Genomic DNA, 16,077 nt, shown 5'->3' with positions numbered 1-16,077 from the left:
GGTTCTGGCCGGATGCGGAGTATATAGAGATATGGATCACATTAACAAGCCCCTTAGGGTTTTTTTTTGTGATCTGAGTTTGGTTGAGCAAGAAATAAACAGAAATGATAAATGCGACTTTATTTTTATCGCCAAATGGGTCAAATAAGGACAAAAGAGGGAAATGGCTTCCCTCTTCAATCATAAGCAGCCTGTATCAACGGGCTTAGAATTTGTAGTCTACTGACAACACGACTTGCTGAGAGTCTTCAAGTTTAGTGCTGTTTTCACTGTAGTCCTGATCCAAATAACGGTATGTCAGATCTGTCGACCAGTTATCGTTAATCTTGTACATAGCACCAACCTGCCCCCCCCAGACAAAATCTGTCGAGCTGTTACCCGCAACCTCACTATCAGCCACACCAGCTGACACACCAGCAAACAGGTTTACTTTCTGGGCAACAGGCAGAAGGTAATCATAAGAAGCCAGGAACATATCCTGAGAGGACTTGTCCATGTAGCTGTAAGTACCCATCAGGCGATGGTGGTCATTAACGATTGCACCGCCTCGCAACTGGTAAGTGACATCTTCACCATTCTGGCTCGCCTCACCTTTAATACTGTCATCTTGGTAACCGACACCGGCACCAACAAACCACTCGGTATCAGCAGCAAATGCAGGAGAAGCGGCAATAGTCGCCAGGGCAAGCGTTGAGATAATCGTTAATTTTTTCATCGTATCACTCCAGAATAATTCGGTAATGGAAGCAGGCTTAAGCTGCTATCCCTCTGTTGTTGAAGACTAATTTACACCTGCAAACTGAACCGAACCTTAAAATATAAAACAATGTTTTATAGCTGAATTTACGCTGAATAGTTCTTAGAGTGGTTGATAGATATGAACAGAGTTCAAATTCCGTTAAGGCTTACTCTGGATATCTCCCGGATAGAATTGACTATTAAAAGCAGCAAGGCATAATCGCTGCATACTTATAAGAAAGCAGGTCATGATGACTAAAGCTCAGTTCCCTCATCGCTATTATCGACAATTAACGTCAGCCGTGACGATAGCGGTTTCTTCATGCCTGTTTTCTCCAGTCACAAATGCCAACCAGTATGTTTCAGAGCTTAAGTTGCTGAACTACACCGACTCATACGGCAACGTTTTTCTGCGAAATGCCCGAATTATAGAATTACCGGATCCTTTAACGGTTAAGGGCAACCTGAATCTGGAAAATAGCAGCATTGAACGGCTACCACGCCAGCTAACAGTTGAAGGAAACCTGAATCTTGCCTACAGTGCAGTTACCCAGCTTCCACTTCAACTGGTGGTACACGGCTATATTAATCTGGCTCATTCACAAATCACATACCTGAATAATGGATTACAGGTAAAAGGCGATTTAAGTTTAATGGGAACCCAAATTACCCAGCTTCCACCCTACCTTTATGTTGGCGGTCATTTATATCTTGCCAACACACAGATAACAGAGTTGCCTAAGTTTTTGGTTGTAAAAGGAAATGTTTATTTAGGCGGGACACCGATCACGGTATTTCCCAAAGAAATGAATATTGGTGGAAAAATCTACAAATAAGGCGGTATTCAAACTAATAACTAATTCATTCCTTCATTATGTAATGTCTTATTGATATATCATCAACAAGTATACTTAAAAAGAGAAAAACCATATAAGTTATAAGTAATTATAATTACCCTGTCGTCAGTTCTATATTGCTGTCTACAAACTAACTTAAAAATGACACTAAAAGTAACTATTAAACTTAAATAACCGCTCTATTTAAGTCTAATTCAGATAACATCACCGCCTAATAAAACGATTACATTCACAATAACGAATTCAGGTGGTTTATTGAAGTCACTTTATTGATCACGTTATCACTATTATAAGGCGGAGTGTTGTAAGCCAGAAACATCTGTCCATTGAATTCGAGTTTCTGGCTGTTCTAGTGTTTTAACGACTATTACATCGACTTATGGCTGGTTCAACACCCAAAAGCTATGACTTTGATTTTCCGCGAGTATTTGTCGTTTGAGACTGATGGTAATACCATTGCCTACGATTTCTATTAATCATAATTAACCTCTCATCTTCCAAAACGAGTAAGGTTGATATCTCTTTTTACTTTATACCGTTCTTACTCATTGAAACAACTTCAATAAAACATCCGGATATGACATCCATATGACAATCTGATGTATTTGAAGCTACATGTAATCCCTGACAAATTAGCTTAAACAATAGAACAATCAATCTAATATTGTTCATTCATAAGCCCAGGGAGTAATTAGTTTGATATTTTCAGGATTTTACGTTTGAAGTGACCTTATTTAATGGACTAAGGCTATCCACTTTCTCTCTGTTTCAGCACCCTGCTATTTATATCAACTCGTCTAATATAAAAGCCAATGTTCTCTATTGCAACTATTATTTGCGTGTCTTTATGTGACAAAAGTCATCCTTCAATTATTATTCATTACCCCTTTACTGCTAAATTTTTTCTAGTCATTATAAAACAACGCACTAACCATAATTCGTCGTCGCAGAAAATGCATGATGTCTCAAAAATGAGTCATGCATCTCAACTATGTCCCATTGACACAAATTTACACTCTGATAACATCAATTCAAACCTTGACTCGGGGTCGAAACATGGGTATGCATACTATCACTTTAGAGCAGGCTGCTAATGTGCCTAGAAAAGTACTCTTTCAGTTACTTTCTGATCATGACAATCTCGGACGTTTCTTTGATGCAAAGTATTCATTAGTCAAGCATGGAAAGCCAGAAATCAATGGAATTGGAGCTATCAGAAAAGTAACAAACGGACCGTTTACTTTTCAGGAACAAATCATTGATTACAAAGAAAATGAGCATCTCCAATACAAAATTATCGATGGGTCACCGATTGAAGAACATGGCGGTTGGATCCGCTTCAAAACCATCAACGCCAGCCGTAGCCTTATCCTCTACCGAATCAATTTTACTCCCCGAATACGCGGTACAGGATGGTTAATAAAGTTACTTCTGGAAAAAAACATTAAACGGGCACTTCACAATATTGCCCAGTTCAGTGAAACCAAGTGGAAACACAATGCTTCGCATTAAATGCCAAAGCGTACAAACCTGCAAGTTATCAGCTTTACCACCAAATTCAGCCCTTCTACCGCTAAGCAGGATTGAGAATAATCCTGCTTTTAGTTTTTAAGCAACTGACATAGTAGTGTCAAACTAATTCCATAAGATGGCGGCAATTAGACTGGTTGAATATTGAACAATGAGAAGTGCTACTCGTTATTCATCCAAAACAATTGCGCGTTGTTTTTAAGCGCGATTAAATAAAACAGATCAGGATAAGTAAGCATTCAGCATCGACAGATAATACTGTTCAGGTACTGAGGCAAAAGCCACAAGTAAGATGGGATTTTTGTAGCCACTCAGATTAACTGCAAAAACCAAATCAGAAAGAGGCAATTGATCAATCGCTTACTATCAAAATGCTGATTAATATCTGTTTCCTTCAGTTTTTCATTGCAAATAAGGTGGACCTATGGGACAGCAACCTTTGCTAACAACTGAAAGGCTGATACTGAGGCCTTTTCAACTATCTGATGCTGTAAAAATACAGAAGCTGGCCGGTGACGTACATGTTGCTAACGGCACGGTTAATATTCCTCACCCCTACAACGATGGGATGGCCGGACAATGGATCGGCAAGCACCTTGCTGGCTGGCAAAGCCGTACTTCTGCTATCTATGCCATAACCCTTAAATCGAATGCAAGTCTGATGGGTTGCGTCGGACTTCATAATATCGAATACAATAACTTCGACAGCAGTAAAGCCCAACTGGGTTATTGGCTTGGTGTTCCATACTGGAGACAAGGGTATGGCACTGAAGCAGCTAAACGACTCACAGAATTCGGTTTCAAACGACTAAATCTCGATCTCATTTACGGCCAGCATTTTAGTCGCGATCCGTCACCAGGCAAGATCTTACAAAAGATCGGAATGGAGCATGTAAAAACCAAATCAGGCGCAACCCGGATTAACATGATCAGTGAAGATCTTGAATATTACGAAATCTGGGCGATGGCTGAAGCCAACAGCTAACCATAACTGTTATGGTTAGCTACTCATCCTTGCCATATAGTAGGTATTAACATATTTGCCGTTGCGAAAGGCGTAATCCACCGCTTCACCTTCAATGGCAAAACCATGCTTTTCATAAAGCGCGATCGCAGCATGATTATCAGTATAAACAGTCAACTCGATACGCTTTACATTAAGCCAGTTATCAGTCATATCCAGCATAGCTGACAGTAACTTACTGCCAATCCCCTTCCCCTGATAACCATCACTGACAGCCATACCAAAAGTGGCAACATGTCTACGTCTGGGCCGTGTGATGACTTCAAAACCTATTTGTCCGACAACTTCACCATCAATCTCGGCTAACAAGCTATACACATTATCCGGTAAACCTGACAAACGCTTCTCCCATAACGAGAACGACGGAAAAGGGAGCTGTAATGTACCACTATAGGCATTCTGACCAGCATACAACTCTTTAATCGCCTCTATATCCTTACGTTCAACATGGCGCACAGTTACTTCCATTTCCGCCTCCATTCTATTTTTATAAGCTGTCCAATCCCAAGATATCTCATAAAAAAAGATACAAAACAATAATTTGTTCTTACATTTCAATATATGAAATTTAATCTATCAATGCGTCATCTTTCAAAAACAAATCCAGTCTTTCCTAAATACCAAGACTACAGCTCAATCTGTAACATTATTTTCTGTTCAAAAGTAAATAAATCAACCGATACCACAAACACACACTATTTATAATGAATTAATATGATAATTTTATCATTTAGTAATTAATCATTCCTGTTTCAAGATATAAAAATATCAACTATGCTAATTTACTCATAATAAAACAACGTGTTAAAAATCAGACTGATGAAAAAATCAATCTGACTTTTTTAGTTAAGGCTATACTGAAATTGATGAGTGACAAACAAGGTGATGTTCCTACTCAACAACAGGCTGAAACCAATTGCTATTAATATTCAACCTGAAGCACCAACAAGGGCTTAACTAATTGTTACTTATATTAATATAAGAAAAGTTAAATTTGTTGAAAGATAAGTTTTGATGGCAGGTCTTATATTTTGAATGTGGAAAATATGCACATATAAAAATGGCTGATGCCACAGACTAATGAGGTGAAGATTATGTCTAGCTTGAAAGTACTAACTGCTACAGCTGTGATTTTAATGTCGTCTACTGCTTTTGCTGATATTCGCGTTGCAGATACACATAATGGTGCCTGGGTTACAGTAACTGAGAATGGTCAGCCTGCAGCTAATGCACAAGTTACAGTTGCTAATGTACCGCAACAGAAAAAAGCATACACTACTGATGAAAAAGGTCGTGTATTTATTCCTCTGACACTAGAAAACTCTCGCTCTATCAAATATAAAGCGAAAACAGAAAGTGGTCGTGAATCCTCACGTTACGCTTTCCACTCTACTAACAAGTAATGAATCCAAGGCCCTGCTCCCCTACAACAGGGCCTTAAATCTCCGGTCATTATGACAGTCATTTCTATTTACTCTATCTTTCCTCAAGCCGATGTTCATGCCAGTTCAAATCTCTGGCTAATACCAATGCCAATCCTATAATCTGCAAAAAAAGCGCAAGGTTTCTCAACTGGGAAACTGATTTCATTTTATCAGCATGCTCTTCAATCAGTTGCAAATTATCCAGATAAAGCTGATTGATTTTCTCTCGCCTATCATCCTGAGCTTTATTTAGCAAAGTTATTAATGTAGGTATGCCGTCTATGGACAATTCTTTAACCTCCTGATCTAACCAATAATTAATTTCGTTTATGACTTGATCCTTTATTTCTGTTGGGATTGGCTTTTCCTGATATTTACTGGTTAATATTAACTCCAGCACATATTCTTTTTTCCTATCAACAGTCTCTACCTGCTGCCATATTAAAGTGATTAATTTATCGTTATTTTGCTGTTGCTGAACTAATTCGTTCGCCTGCCTGGTTACATCATCAATAAAAAAATTCGTCATTAATGCCGAGATAATGTTCAGGGTCAATCCTGCCGCAACCAACATCCACGTATGTATTGTCCATCTACGCCTGCGCATCTTTCATAAACCTTCAAATTGCCACTCAATATTGAGTATGGCAAACACAGGCTGAAGATAAAATTCTATCCTTACAATCAAACAGATATACGGGAGCTGATCTTAATCATCCACCTAAGTCACAAAAGTGTCACTGAACATTTTTGTGATCCCTCATGTCACTGTCTACGTTTAAATCTGTCTACCTTTTCATAAGTTTCAAAAGGATTGGAAAAGATGAATGATAATCTCACTGATGCTACCCGCACCCTCGTACTAACCGGAGACAATGACATAATTAAACGACAGGAAATCAAAGAGGCTTACAACCAAACTTGGGCGCTCTATGAATCACTGTTCGAAGTCATTAATAACGACCAGGCTTACTACCTAAAAGCTGAACCGCTTCGCCACCCTCTGATTTTTTACTTTGGCCACACCGCAGTTTTCTTCATCAATAAGCTCAAACTTGGAAAATACATCGACAACAGAATTAATGAACATTTCGAGTCCATGTTTGCCATTGGCGTCGACGAAATGTCCTGGGATGATTTGGACGAAGCGAACTACAACTGGCCGACAGTTGACGAGGTAAGGCACTATAGGAAACAAGTTAATACCCTAGTCAACGATGTGATTGATTCGATGCCAATTACTCTTCCCATCGGCCAGGATGATCCCGCGTGGGTGATTTTAATGGGTATTGAGCATGAGCGGATTCACCTTGAAACCTCCTCAGTGATCATTCGACAACTCCCGCTTTCCGACGTCAGCCCACATCCGGATTGGCAGCCCTGTCCTGATGTCGGTATCCCGTCTGACAACCGTCTGCTCTCAATAGGTGGTGACACCGTCACTTTAGGAAAGAGTACAGATGCAAATACCTATGGCTGGGATAACGAATACGGTCAGCAAACCTTTAGAGTCATTGATTTCAAAGCTTCGAAATATCTGGTTTCAAACAAGGAATATATGGGGTTTGTAAAAGACGAAGGCTATCTCAAACCACGATTTTGGAATGATGAAGGAAAAGCCTGGCTCGAATATACCAAGGCTAAGATGCCACGGTTCTGGCGACTCCGGGATGACTGCTGGTTTCAGCGCAACCTCGCAGAAGAAATACCACTGCCTTTGAACTGGCCAGTGGAAGTAAACCAACTTGAAGCCAAAGCATTCTGTAACTGGAAAGCAGAGCAACTCCAAGCCAGTATTCGTCTACCTACCGAAGCTGAATGGTATCTGTTACGCCGGAATATCCCAGAAGACTCCCCTAACTGGCATGAAGCACCGGGTAACATTGAACTGGAATACTACGCATCTTCCTGTCCCGTCGATCGGTTCGAACATGAAGGGCTATGCGACATTTTAGGAAACGTATGGCAGTGGACGGAAACCAGCATCGACGGTTTCCAGGGCTTTCAGGTTCACCCTCTTTATGATGACTTCTCTACCCCCACTTTTGACGGTAAGCATAATTTGATCAAAGGCGGCTCATGGATATCGACCGGCAATGAATCCATTCTGTCATCCCGTTATGCTTTCCGCCGCCACTTCTATCAACATGCCGGTTTCCGCTATGTCGAATCACACCAAGATCCGGACAGCATGACGTCACTCAACGTCTATGAAACTGACGAGCTGATTTCACAGTATCTTGAATTCCATTATGGCGACGAATACTTCGATATACCCAACTTTTGCGTCAACGGCGTCCGGCAGTGCCTGAATGAAATCCAACCTCACCAAACAGCCAAAGTGCTTGATATCGGCTGTTCGGTAGGCCGCGCTTCTTTCGAATTGGCCAAAACTTTCGACCATGTTGATGCCATCGACTTCTCCGCTCGTTTCATTCAGCAAGCTTACAGCCTTACAGAACAAGGTGAGAAGCGTTACACCATTCGCACCGAGGGGGATTTAGTCGACTTCAAGAGTATCACGCTGGAGCAGCTTGGCTATCAGGATGTCGCAGACAAAATAAACTTTGTTCAGGGCGATGCCTGCAACCTGAAACCCCAATTCAACGGCTATGATCTTATCTATGCCTCAAATCTGATTGACAGGCTCAGTGAACCAAAGCGATTCCTGTCGACCATTCACGAACGTATCAATGAAGGCGGCTACCTAATTATTGCCTCCCCTTATACCTGGCTGGAAGAATATACTGACAAAGCCAATTGGCTTGGTGGCATAAAGGTTCATGGAGAGAACTTCACTACACTAGACGGACTAACAGAAACCCTCATCCCTCACTTCGAACTAGTCGCTGTAAAGGAAATTCCTTTTGTGATCCGCGAAACCAAGCGTAAGTATCAGCACAGCATTTCTGAAATGACTATCTGGCGCAAACGCTGAAGACACAAGGATTTTGAACGCTATACTCAAGGATAACTGACATGCTACTGTACTGCCTGAAACGGGCAGTACAGAGCATTTGGAAATGAAAACACCTTGCATCGCAAAATGTAAAAATCAGGACGGGATCTGCAGCGGGTGCTTTCGCACCATGACAGAAATTACCGAGTGGCGTGATATGGATGAAATAAAACAAAACGACGCTATCGATGAAATTCACGGCAAGCGTTCAACTCATACCTGTAGCCTATGCGGCAAACCGGCCTTTTGCGATATCAACGCCGGAAAATCTACCTGCTGGTGTTTTGAAATTGAAAAGCGGGATACATCGGGGATCGAATCTCCAGACTGCCTGTGTCGGGAGTGTTTGAGTAGGTTGCCTTTATTGAATACACGACTTCATAAATAACTATATGTACAGAAATCAAGTTAACATTCTAATCTGTACATTAGTGACTACTAATGAGTTTTAAGTCTTTTTTTACAAGCCTAAAGTCAACATTACTCATCAATAACCATCCAATTAATCCCCCAAAATTCAGTTTAGAGTAAAAATATATTTTCCATAAATAGCTCTTAATTTTTTTAGCTACTGGTTTTGAAAAAAGCTCAGGATCAACCTATTCAACAAATGATCAACGCTAATATTGCATATTAACCAAGTCATTTACCCTCATCATATACTCCTCCTTGAAACACATAAAGCAACAACACAACATAATGCCTATATTTCAATAATTTAAATAAATAATACTTCGAGTCTACTACTGTGAATTTATTAGCACTCCAATTTAGTCGTTTGCTTGTAAAGCTATATATGAATTAAGTATATTTTTGAAATTAATATGAAACCTATTTAATTTTTTCCTTAGCCTTCCTCCAAAGTCTTAAAGGAATCATTGAGAAAAATTGTGTGATAAATATAATCTCCGGCTTAGAAAATAAAAATTATGAGCCAAATGAAAAAGAACCTTTACAGACTTCTCCTATTATCTCTGATTACCGGATATTGCCAGGCTGGTTCTCATACCAACTCACCCTCCTATAACGCGCTACCTGATAATGAAAAGCTATGCATGGCGGCTGTCAGTAAGCTACTGACCAAACAACATCTGGTTTTCAGTGATGTTAATTCGACACCTGAAATTCGTCGTGCGGCAGAACGCGCGATTGATATTACCCGCAAAGCCTTTGAAGAAAATCAAAGCTATTGTGATGCGCAGCATGCACTCCAGGACTACAAGCAAGACCCGGGTGAAGGTTTCCGTCATAAACCGGGAGAGATTAACAAATTCATTCACAGCAATAGCTGATCCTGTCTCGTCTTAGCGAGATCATCTCACTATTACATATACTATTATTATCATTCGGTAACTTATGTCGTAGTGATGAGGCTTTGCTATGAAAAAGTGGCTGCTTACTTTAATCATTTTTCCGCTCTTTCTGATGGGATGTGATCCTGACGTAAAGCCAGGGTTCTCTCAGAAACAACTTCACGGACATTGGATACTCACCAAGATTGATGGCAAGGATGTCTCAATTTCCGAACCCCGCTCTGTTCCGAGTATGGCAATAGATTCTGACCTTAAAGTAGCCGGATTCAGTGGTTGTAACCGATTCTTCGGTCAGGTTGAACTGGCAAAAGGTTACAAACTGCGTGTTGTTGCTATGGGCGCAACGAAAATGGCCTGCATACAGGAAGACGAAGCTCATGTAGAAAAAGTGATGACAAAATCACTGCAAAAATGGAACAACGTTGCACTGGAAAACCAGATACTAACCTTAACATCTGAACTGCACATTCTGACCTTTCTGCCAACAGATCATTCTCCCGAAGAGGATTCCGAACAACAATAGCTTTCATCCCTCCACATAGACCAATATATCCACTGTTTCTTTAAGCCTGTTATTGCCCTACAATCAGACAGATAAACAGAGTTATTATTCTCAAGTGAACAATGTTCTGATGCTGCACCATTACTCGCAAACCAGTGCATTCTTCACTTTAGTTTTCGATTTACAGGGGCTTTCCGGTATGAAAAAAATACTATTCGCAATGACGCTGGCTGCATTGCTCAGCGGTTGTGACAAAAATGAAGTGGGTGACGTCAGCTTGGGGGTTTTCACCACTAAAGATATTAAGCTAAATACTCTTGTCGATCCGAAAGTACCCGGTGTGACTTGCCACGTAGCCAGTATTGAAGCTGATTTGAGCCTGGCAGATCCTTCCGATTCATCTATTTCCTGTCGTCAAACCGGTGAAATTACCCCTGAAATGATTACAGGAATCGATAAATCAAAATCTGGTGAAGTGGTATTTAAAAAGTCCAAGAGCATTTTCTTCAAGACCATGAAAATCCGCCGAATCCTAGATCAGGACTCACAGACTCTGATGTATGTTTCTTACTCAACCAAAGAAACCTCCGGTAGCTACAAGCATAGCCTGTCAACAGTACCGCTATGGGGTACCAAGGCCTATAAGACACCACCGGCACCAGAGCAGAAATAATCCCACAAAAAAAAGCGCCCTCGGGCGCTTTTCTATATTTATGAAGAAGCTCTGAAATGTAACGTCTAACTACAGCTTCACAACTGACGGCTTTGGTTTTCTCTGATTTCTCAGCAGCATAAACGTAGCCAACAAACCATAGATCACCGCCTGAACCCACAATTGCAGCCAGTAATGACCTACCTGACTGAAATCAGCCCCCATTTGGTTTAAACGCAAGAAGCCATTGATTGCCGGAGCAGCCGGAACCAACTGAGCTAAAGCATTAATCGGAGCCGGTATCGCCGAGGTTGGCCAGATAAATCCGGCAGAAAAGACTAGCGGGAACGAACTCATCAGTACGACCGCCGTTGCCAGTTCACGACGCGGAATCAACTGACCGATTATCATCCCCAGGAAAATAATCGCCAACAAGAATGGGACTGTCATTGCCAACAGATCAGAGATCGCAGCTAAACGATTAATCTGGTAGTAGCTAAAACTAAAACCAAAGTAATACATCACCAATGGCAGATAGATCAGCAAAAACAAGCAGCCACGGACCACCATAACCTTCCAGGCTGAAAACTGTAACCAGTAACCTGTCTTACCCGCACGGTAGTATTCATTCTGTCCGCCGCCCAACAAAGCCACCGCAATCAACAATGTCTGATGAAGAATCAGGATAAACACAGCCGGGACAACATAATTGATGTAACCCATTGTCGGGTTAAATACAGGCTGCATACTCAGTTTAATCGCCGAATACTGCTGTGAAGCCAGTGCAATATTTTCGCCGGATGTCACCATACGAGTGACTTTGGCCTTTGCACCTAATGTTCCGCCTGCCGTTGCCAGCCCTTCAACCACTGAACCATAAATCAGGAAATACGCCGCATCACCGGCATAAGCCAGCGTAGGGCTTTTACCCAACAGTAAATCACGGGCGAAGTGCTCAGGTATCACCAACAGGCCTTCAACATGGCCATTGTTCAGCAATGTCTTAGCCTCATCCTCACTTGCCGGGTGAGCAACCAGTTTTATCTGTGGTGTTGCATCAACCATGCGTTCCAACTGACGACTGAGCTGACTGTTATCCAGATTCACCACCGCCACCTTCTGCTCTCGCGGTAGCTGTTGCGAATATGGCAAGGGATACAGGAACGAATAAATCAGCACCCCACCGAACACAGTAAACAGAATCGATTGGTTAGAAAAAATCGCACTCAGTTCAAATTTAAACAGGCTTCGCCAACTCATTGGAGTACCTCTTCTTGATTGTGTTTACCAGCCAACATAGCGGCACGCCAGAGCGCTAATAGCAGCGGCAGGATAAAGGCACAGAGGACAGCTAGTTGCGGCCATGCCACAGCCAGAGACTGACCGTGGTTAACCTGATGAACCTGCACTTCAAGGTAATGCGTCACCGGCAACATTGAGCGCCAAAACTGAGCAAATGCAGGCATGTCCGTTGCAGGAAACGTCACCCCGACAAAAGCAAATGCCGGAGCGGTAAAGCCGGCAGCAAAGCTCATCGCTTTGGTTGGATCCAACGTCAAAAGAAGGAACAGCGCGCCAATTCCCTGGCAGGCAATGACAGTCAGCAACTGCGCAAGCAACAGGATTGTCCAGCTGCCGTTCATAGGCCAGCCAAGATAGCCATACATAAACCACAAGAACAGCATGCCCTGGAACCAGAACAGACAAGTGTACGGGACAAATTTCGCCAACAGATTACGTACCGGTGCATCACCTAACCAGCAGCTTAGGCCCTGCCGACGCATCTCCGCAGCCAACGACAGGATAGTTGTAACCACCATCATTATCTGCCAGATCGCCGGAACTGCCGCTGAAACAATAAACTGACCATAGTGATTATTACGGTTATAAAGCGGTGTTATCTGCGATCGTATCGGTACCGCCTGCCCCAGAGCCTGAACTGGAACCGTCACTCCTCCAGCCATTTTTTTCAGGGCATCAATCGAAGCATTCAGTGTGCCATGCGCCTGTACAATGGCAGAGTTCACCAGTTTGGCAATCAAGATAAACTGACTGTTATTAAAAGTGGTGACTTCCGGCACATATCCCAGCAAGGTGTTTTTCTCCAGATGTTCTGGGATCACCACCAGCGCGTAGATATCAGCTCCCCGCAAAGCATGACTACCCTGCTCAACTGAAACAAATGACTGCGAGACTTCAATGGTCGGGCTGGCATCCAAATTTCTAATCAACTGACGCGACAAACGACTGTGGTCAAGATCGACCACGCCGATTGGCAGATCCCGAGCGATCCCGGCAGAGAAGATCCCCCACATGATCAGAAACAGCGCCACAGGAAGCCATGTCACCATGGCCCTGAGCCAGCCATCACTCCAGAGCAACTGCCATTCGCGACGTAACAGAGAATTAAAACTCATGCTGATCACTCAACAATCACACTCATACCGACTCGCAGCCCTTCAACAGGCTCAACCGGACGAGCTTCTACTTCAAAAGTACGCATATCAAAACCCTGCGCCGGATCTGTGGTACGCCAGGTAGCGAAATCACCCATTACGGCAACATGGCTAACTTTAAAGCTGTATTTCTGACTGCCCAGAGCCGGAATGCAGGCCTGAAACTCTGCGCCTTTGTTGTAGTCTTTGAGCTTGTCTTCACGAACATGGAAAACTGCCCAGGCATCACTGATATCAACCACACTCACAACCGGGAAGCCCTGAGGAGCCAGTTCGCCTTCATGCAACAGGATCTGAGTTACTTCACCGTTATGCCAGCTTGAAATCTGAGTATCGGCTGCATACGCTTCAACCTCGGCAACCGCACCGGCTGCCATACGTGCTTTTTCCGCTGCCGCACGCTTAGTTTCATCTCGGGCACCTTCTTTCGCCATTTCGAACATCTGAAGTACAGCACGTTCGGTGTAGCGTGCAGCCTGCCACTGGGTATAAGCCTCATCACGTTTCTGCTCAGCAATCACGCCATCTTTGTACAGGTTGTCGACGCGCTGATAGGTTTTTTCCATTAACTGAGCAGCAGCTTTGGCTTTACGCCATTGATCGCGCGCGGCTTCAATTTCCTGACTACGAGCACCTTTCTCGGCCTGCTCAGCCATCGCACCGGCAGCTTCCTGACCGGCTTTTGCCTGCTCCAGTTTTGCATCCAGCTCTGGGCTTAACAAAGTGAAGATCAAATCACCGCGTTCAACCATATCCCCCTTACGAACCATGACTTGCTCAATACGGCCCGGTACTTTAGAAGAAATGTTGTATTGCTGAGCTTCAATCTGCCCCTGCATACGTTCAGGCTGAGGTTGGTAAGCCTGCCAGAAGGTATAGCCCAGCCAACCTACCAGCGCGGCTGCCGGTACTACTGCTGCTAAAGACTTAAACTTGCTCATGACTTAACCTCTAAACCTTGGTACTGCTGATACTGATTAAAACTTTCCATCTCGCCACTGACAGCCAGCAAGCGCGACAGAGAAATGACATATTGGAAGGCAGCGGCTGAACGCTGAGTTCTGACACTTGCCTGATACAACTCGGCATCGACAACATCCAGAGAAGTCGACAGCCCCTGGCTAAATGCTTTTTCACGCAGACGAACATTTTCCTCGGCCAGTTGCTGGCTTGATGACAAACCGTTGTACTCTTCGAGCGCCTGCATTGCTTCACGATAGGTTTTCTCAACCAAAACCGATAAATCCTGTTCGGCCTGAGCCCGCAGGTAATTCACCTGAGTCACCATACTGTGTGCGGCTTTAACTTTGCCAGAGCGGCCGGAATTATCCATCAACGGTATGTTAACGCCGACGCCAACCGCCCAGTCAGGTGCAGTTTTTGCCGCCAGCGTATCGTCTTCATGAAGGCTGTAGTTACCGTACAGGTAAACTTCCGGGTAGTATTTACCCTTTTCGGCATCAATCAGACCACAGGCCTGTTTCTTCTTGGCGTCAAGGATGTGCAGACCAGGATAGTCAACCAGCGTCTTCTCAATAAAAGCTGCCATCGGTGGCAGTGATTCGTTGATAAACAATGCCGTTGACGGCAATGCCGGGATATCCAGCTTCAACAGCCTAGTCAAAGCAACCTGAGCGATCTCCATGTCACGTTCCGCTTTCTGACGTTCAACACGCGCTTTATCGTAGGATGCTTCTGCCTGCAGGCGTTCAACCTTAGCAATCTGGCCTTGCTGTTCCAGCTTCACGGCATGTTCATAATGCTTCTTCAAGCCTTTTTCAACATCAATGCGGGTCATGAGAACCTGCTGGGTCATAGCCACACCAAAGTAGAATTTGGACAGGTCTTCGAATTTGGCCTGTTGCTTCATTGCCAACAGATAGCGCGCTTCTTCATTCTGCCCTTTAGCAATATCCTGCGCCGCCATAATCCGGCCACCGGTAAAAATCGGCCACACCGCACGGATAGAGCTAGTAAAGATGTCACGCTTAGTCAGCTGTGATGTAAACATGCTATCGATTTTGGCGGGATTAATGCCCAACATCTGAGCTAAACCGGCTACTGAATCTCCGGCTGGCATACTGCCAATCACATCTGAAGGCTTGATCTCTACCGGCTTGTCCAAACGAGTGTAATTGGCTTTCGCGGTGATTTGCGGGAAGAACAAATCACTGGCGGCATCCTGCAAATGCTCAGTTCGTTCGACATTGGCACGTTCAGCAGCCAGGGCGTCGTTGCTCATCACAACCGCGCGCCAGGCATCAGTAAAACTTACCCTCTGCTGTGCCTGTGGACTTACAGTCACAACATCCCCTTCAACACCTCCTGACACACTGAGATCAGAAGCTGCACCGCAAAGCGGTATCGCAAACAAAACGGCATAACACATCATCGCCGCAACAGGCTTTATCTTCATTATTCTTTCCATTAAGCCTTTATTTAGTGGTCTAAAATAAATTCTAGAGTAATAGCTCTAAATTTCAACTGTTCTGTGCTACATGCCGGATGAATGAAAACGGAATGGTAAATCATTTAACGAGGTCACATAGAAACACGTTGACAGATATAAAAATTTATCATACTGATTTATATGTAAATATAAAGCAGGTGGGAACACAGACT

Annotated in this window: 16 protein-coding genes; 9 read left to right on the top strand and 7 right to left on the bottom strand. The window is 43.4% G+C overall.

Annotation, left to right across the window (positions count from 1 at the left end):
• Positions 1–205 precede the first annotated feature (205 nt).
• Positions 206–715 carry a porin family protein gene (locus C942_RS06590; RefSeq protein WP_007463851.1) on the bottom strand — a complete coding sequence of 170 codons (510 nt, stop codon included), beginning with the start codon at positions 713–715 and terminating at the stop codon, positions 206–208.
• A gap of 271 nt (positions 716–986) precedes the next feature.
• Here C942_RS06590 and C942_RS06585 point away from each other — a divergent pair, with 271 nt between their 5' ends.
• From C942_RS06585 to C942_RS06575, 3 genes are all read left to right on the top strand, one after another.
• Positions 987–1,574 (top strand): leucine-rich repeat domain-containing protein, encoded by a 588-nt coding sequence (locus C942_RS06585; protein ID WP_007463849.1) that lies wholly within the window; start codon positions 987–989, stop codon positions 1,572–1,574.
• 1,077 nt (positions 1,575–2,651) lie between these two features.
• Complete coding sequence (locus tag C942_RS06580) at positions 2,652–3,107, top strand: SRPBCC family protein (RefSeq protein ID WP_007463847.1); 456 nt, start codon at positions 2,652–2,654, stop codon at positions 3,105–3,107.
• A gap of 442 nt (positions 3,108–3,549) precedes the next feature.
• Positions 3,550–4,110, top strand: a complete 561-nt coding sequence (locus C942_RS06575) for a GNAT family N-acetyltransferase (protein ID WP_007463843.1) — start codon at positions 3,550–3,552, stop codon at positions 4,108–4,110.
• A 15-nt stretch (positions 4,111–4,125) separates the two neighbouring features.
• Here C942_RS06575 and C942_RS06570 read toward each other — a convergent pair whose 3' ends face one another.
• The gene (locus C942_RS06570) at positions 4,126–4,617 is read right to left on the bottom strand and encodes a GNAT family N-acetyltransferase (protein ID WP_007463841.1); all 492 of its coding nucleotides are present in this window, start codon (positions 4,615–4,617) and stop codon (positions 4,126–4,128) included.
• Positions 4,618–5,243: 626 nt separating this feature from the next.
• On the opposite strand from C942_RS06570, the gene C942_RS06565 reads away from it, so the two are divergent.
• On the top strand, positions 5,244–5,552 hold the full coding sequence (locus C942_RS06565) for a hypothetical protein (protein WP_007463839.1): 309 nt from the start codon (positions 5,244–5,246) through the stop codon (positions 5,550–5,552).
• A gap of 73 nt (positions 5,553–5,625) precedes the next feature.
• Here the strand turns inward: C942_RS06565 and C942_RS06560 are convergent, their stop codons facing one another.
• Positions 5,626–6,147: a hypothetical protein gene (locus tag C942_RS06560; RefSeq protein ID WP_007463837.1), complete on the bottom strand. Its 522-nt coding sequence runs from the start codon at positions 6,145–6,147 to the stop codon at positions 5,626–5,628.
• A 249-nt stretch (positions 6,148–6,396) separates the two neighbouring features.
• Between C942_RS06560 and ovoA the strand changes: the two genes are divergently transcribed.
• From ovoA to C942_RS06540, 5 genes are all read left to right on the top strand, one after another.
• The gene (gene ovoA / locus C942_RS06555; protein ID WP_007463836.1) at positions 6,397–8,511 is read left to right on the top strand and encodes a 5-histidylcysteine sulfoxide synthase; all 2,115 of its coding nucleotides are present in this window, start codon (positions 6,397–6,399) and stop codon (positions 8,509–8,511) included.
• A gap of 85 nt (positions 8,512–8,596) precedes the next feature.
• Positions 8,597–8,920: a cysteine-rich CWC family protein gene (locus C942_RS24595; protein ID WP_083882315.1), complete on the top strand. Its 324-nt coding sequence runs from the start codon at positions 8,597–8,599 to the stop codon at positions 8,918–8,920.
• A 550-nt stretch (positions 8,921–9,470) separates the two neighbouring features.
• A complete protein-coding gene (locus C942_RS06550) occupies positions 9,471–9,824 on the top strand; it encodes a hypothetical protein (RefSeq protein WP_157372571.1) in 354 nt (117 codons plus the stop codon).
• A gap of 88 nt (positions 9,825–9,912) precedes the next feature.
• A complete protein-coding gene (locus C942_RS06545) occupies positions 9,913–10,368 on the top strand; it encodes an META domain-containing protein (RefSeq protein ID WP_036798926.1) in 456 nt (151 codons plus the stop codon).
• Between the two features lie 178 nt (positions 10,369–10,546).
• On the top strand, positions 10,547–11,020 hold the full coding sequence (locus tag C942_RS06540) for a CreA family protein (protein ID WP_036799134.1): 474 nt from the start codon (positions 10,547–10,549) through the stop codon (positions 11,018–11,020).
• A gap of 69 nt (positions 11,021–11,089) precedes the next feature.
• On the opposite strand, the gene C942_RS06535 is transcribed toward C942_RS06540, so the two are convergent.
• Genes C942_RS06535 through C942_RS06520 form a run of 4 tightly spaced genes read right to left on the bottom strand, consistent with a single transcriptional unit; the run spans position 11,090 to position 15,871 of the window.
• Positions 11,090–12,259 carry an ABC transporter permease gene (locus C942_RS06535; protein ID WP_007463827.1) on the bottom strand — a complete coding sequence of 390 codons (1,170 nt, stop codon included), beginning with the start codon at positions 12,257–12,259 and terminating at the stop codon, positions 11,090–11,092.
• The gene (locus tag C942_RS06530) at positions 12,256–13,416 is read right to left on the bottom strand and encodes an ABC transporter permease (protein WP_007463825.1); all 1,161 of its coding nucleotides are present in this window, start codon (positions 13,414–13,416) and stop codon (positions 12,256–12,258) included. Before C942_RS06530 ends, C942_RS06535 begins: the two co-directional genes overlap by 4 nt.
• Before the next feature lie 5 nt (positions 13,417–13,421).
• On the bottom strand, positions 13,422–14,396 hold the full coding sequence (locus tag C942_RS06525; protein ID WP_007463823.1) for an HlyD family secretion protein: 975 nt from the start codon (positions 14,394–14,396) through the stop codon (positions 13,422–13,424).
• Positions 14,393–15,871, bottom strand: coding sequence for a TolC family protein (locus C942_RS06520; RefSeq protein ID WP_007463821.1), 1,479 nt, complete (start codon positions 15,869–15,871; stop codon positions 14,393–14,395). The genes C942_RS06525 and C942_RS06520 overlap by 4 nt, the downstream gene beginning before the upstream one ends.
• Positions 15,872–16,077 lie beyond the last annotated feature (206 nt).

Origin of the sequence: Photobacterium marinum, from assembly GCF_000331515.1 — a bacterium.
GTDB lineage: Bacteria > Pseudomonadota > Gammaproteobacteria > Enterobacterales > Vibrionaceae > Photobacterium > Photobacterium marinum.
This window is presented reverse-complemented; position numbering and strand designations above follow the sequence as displayed.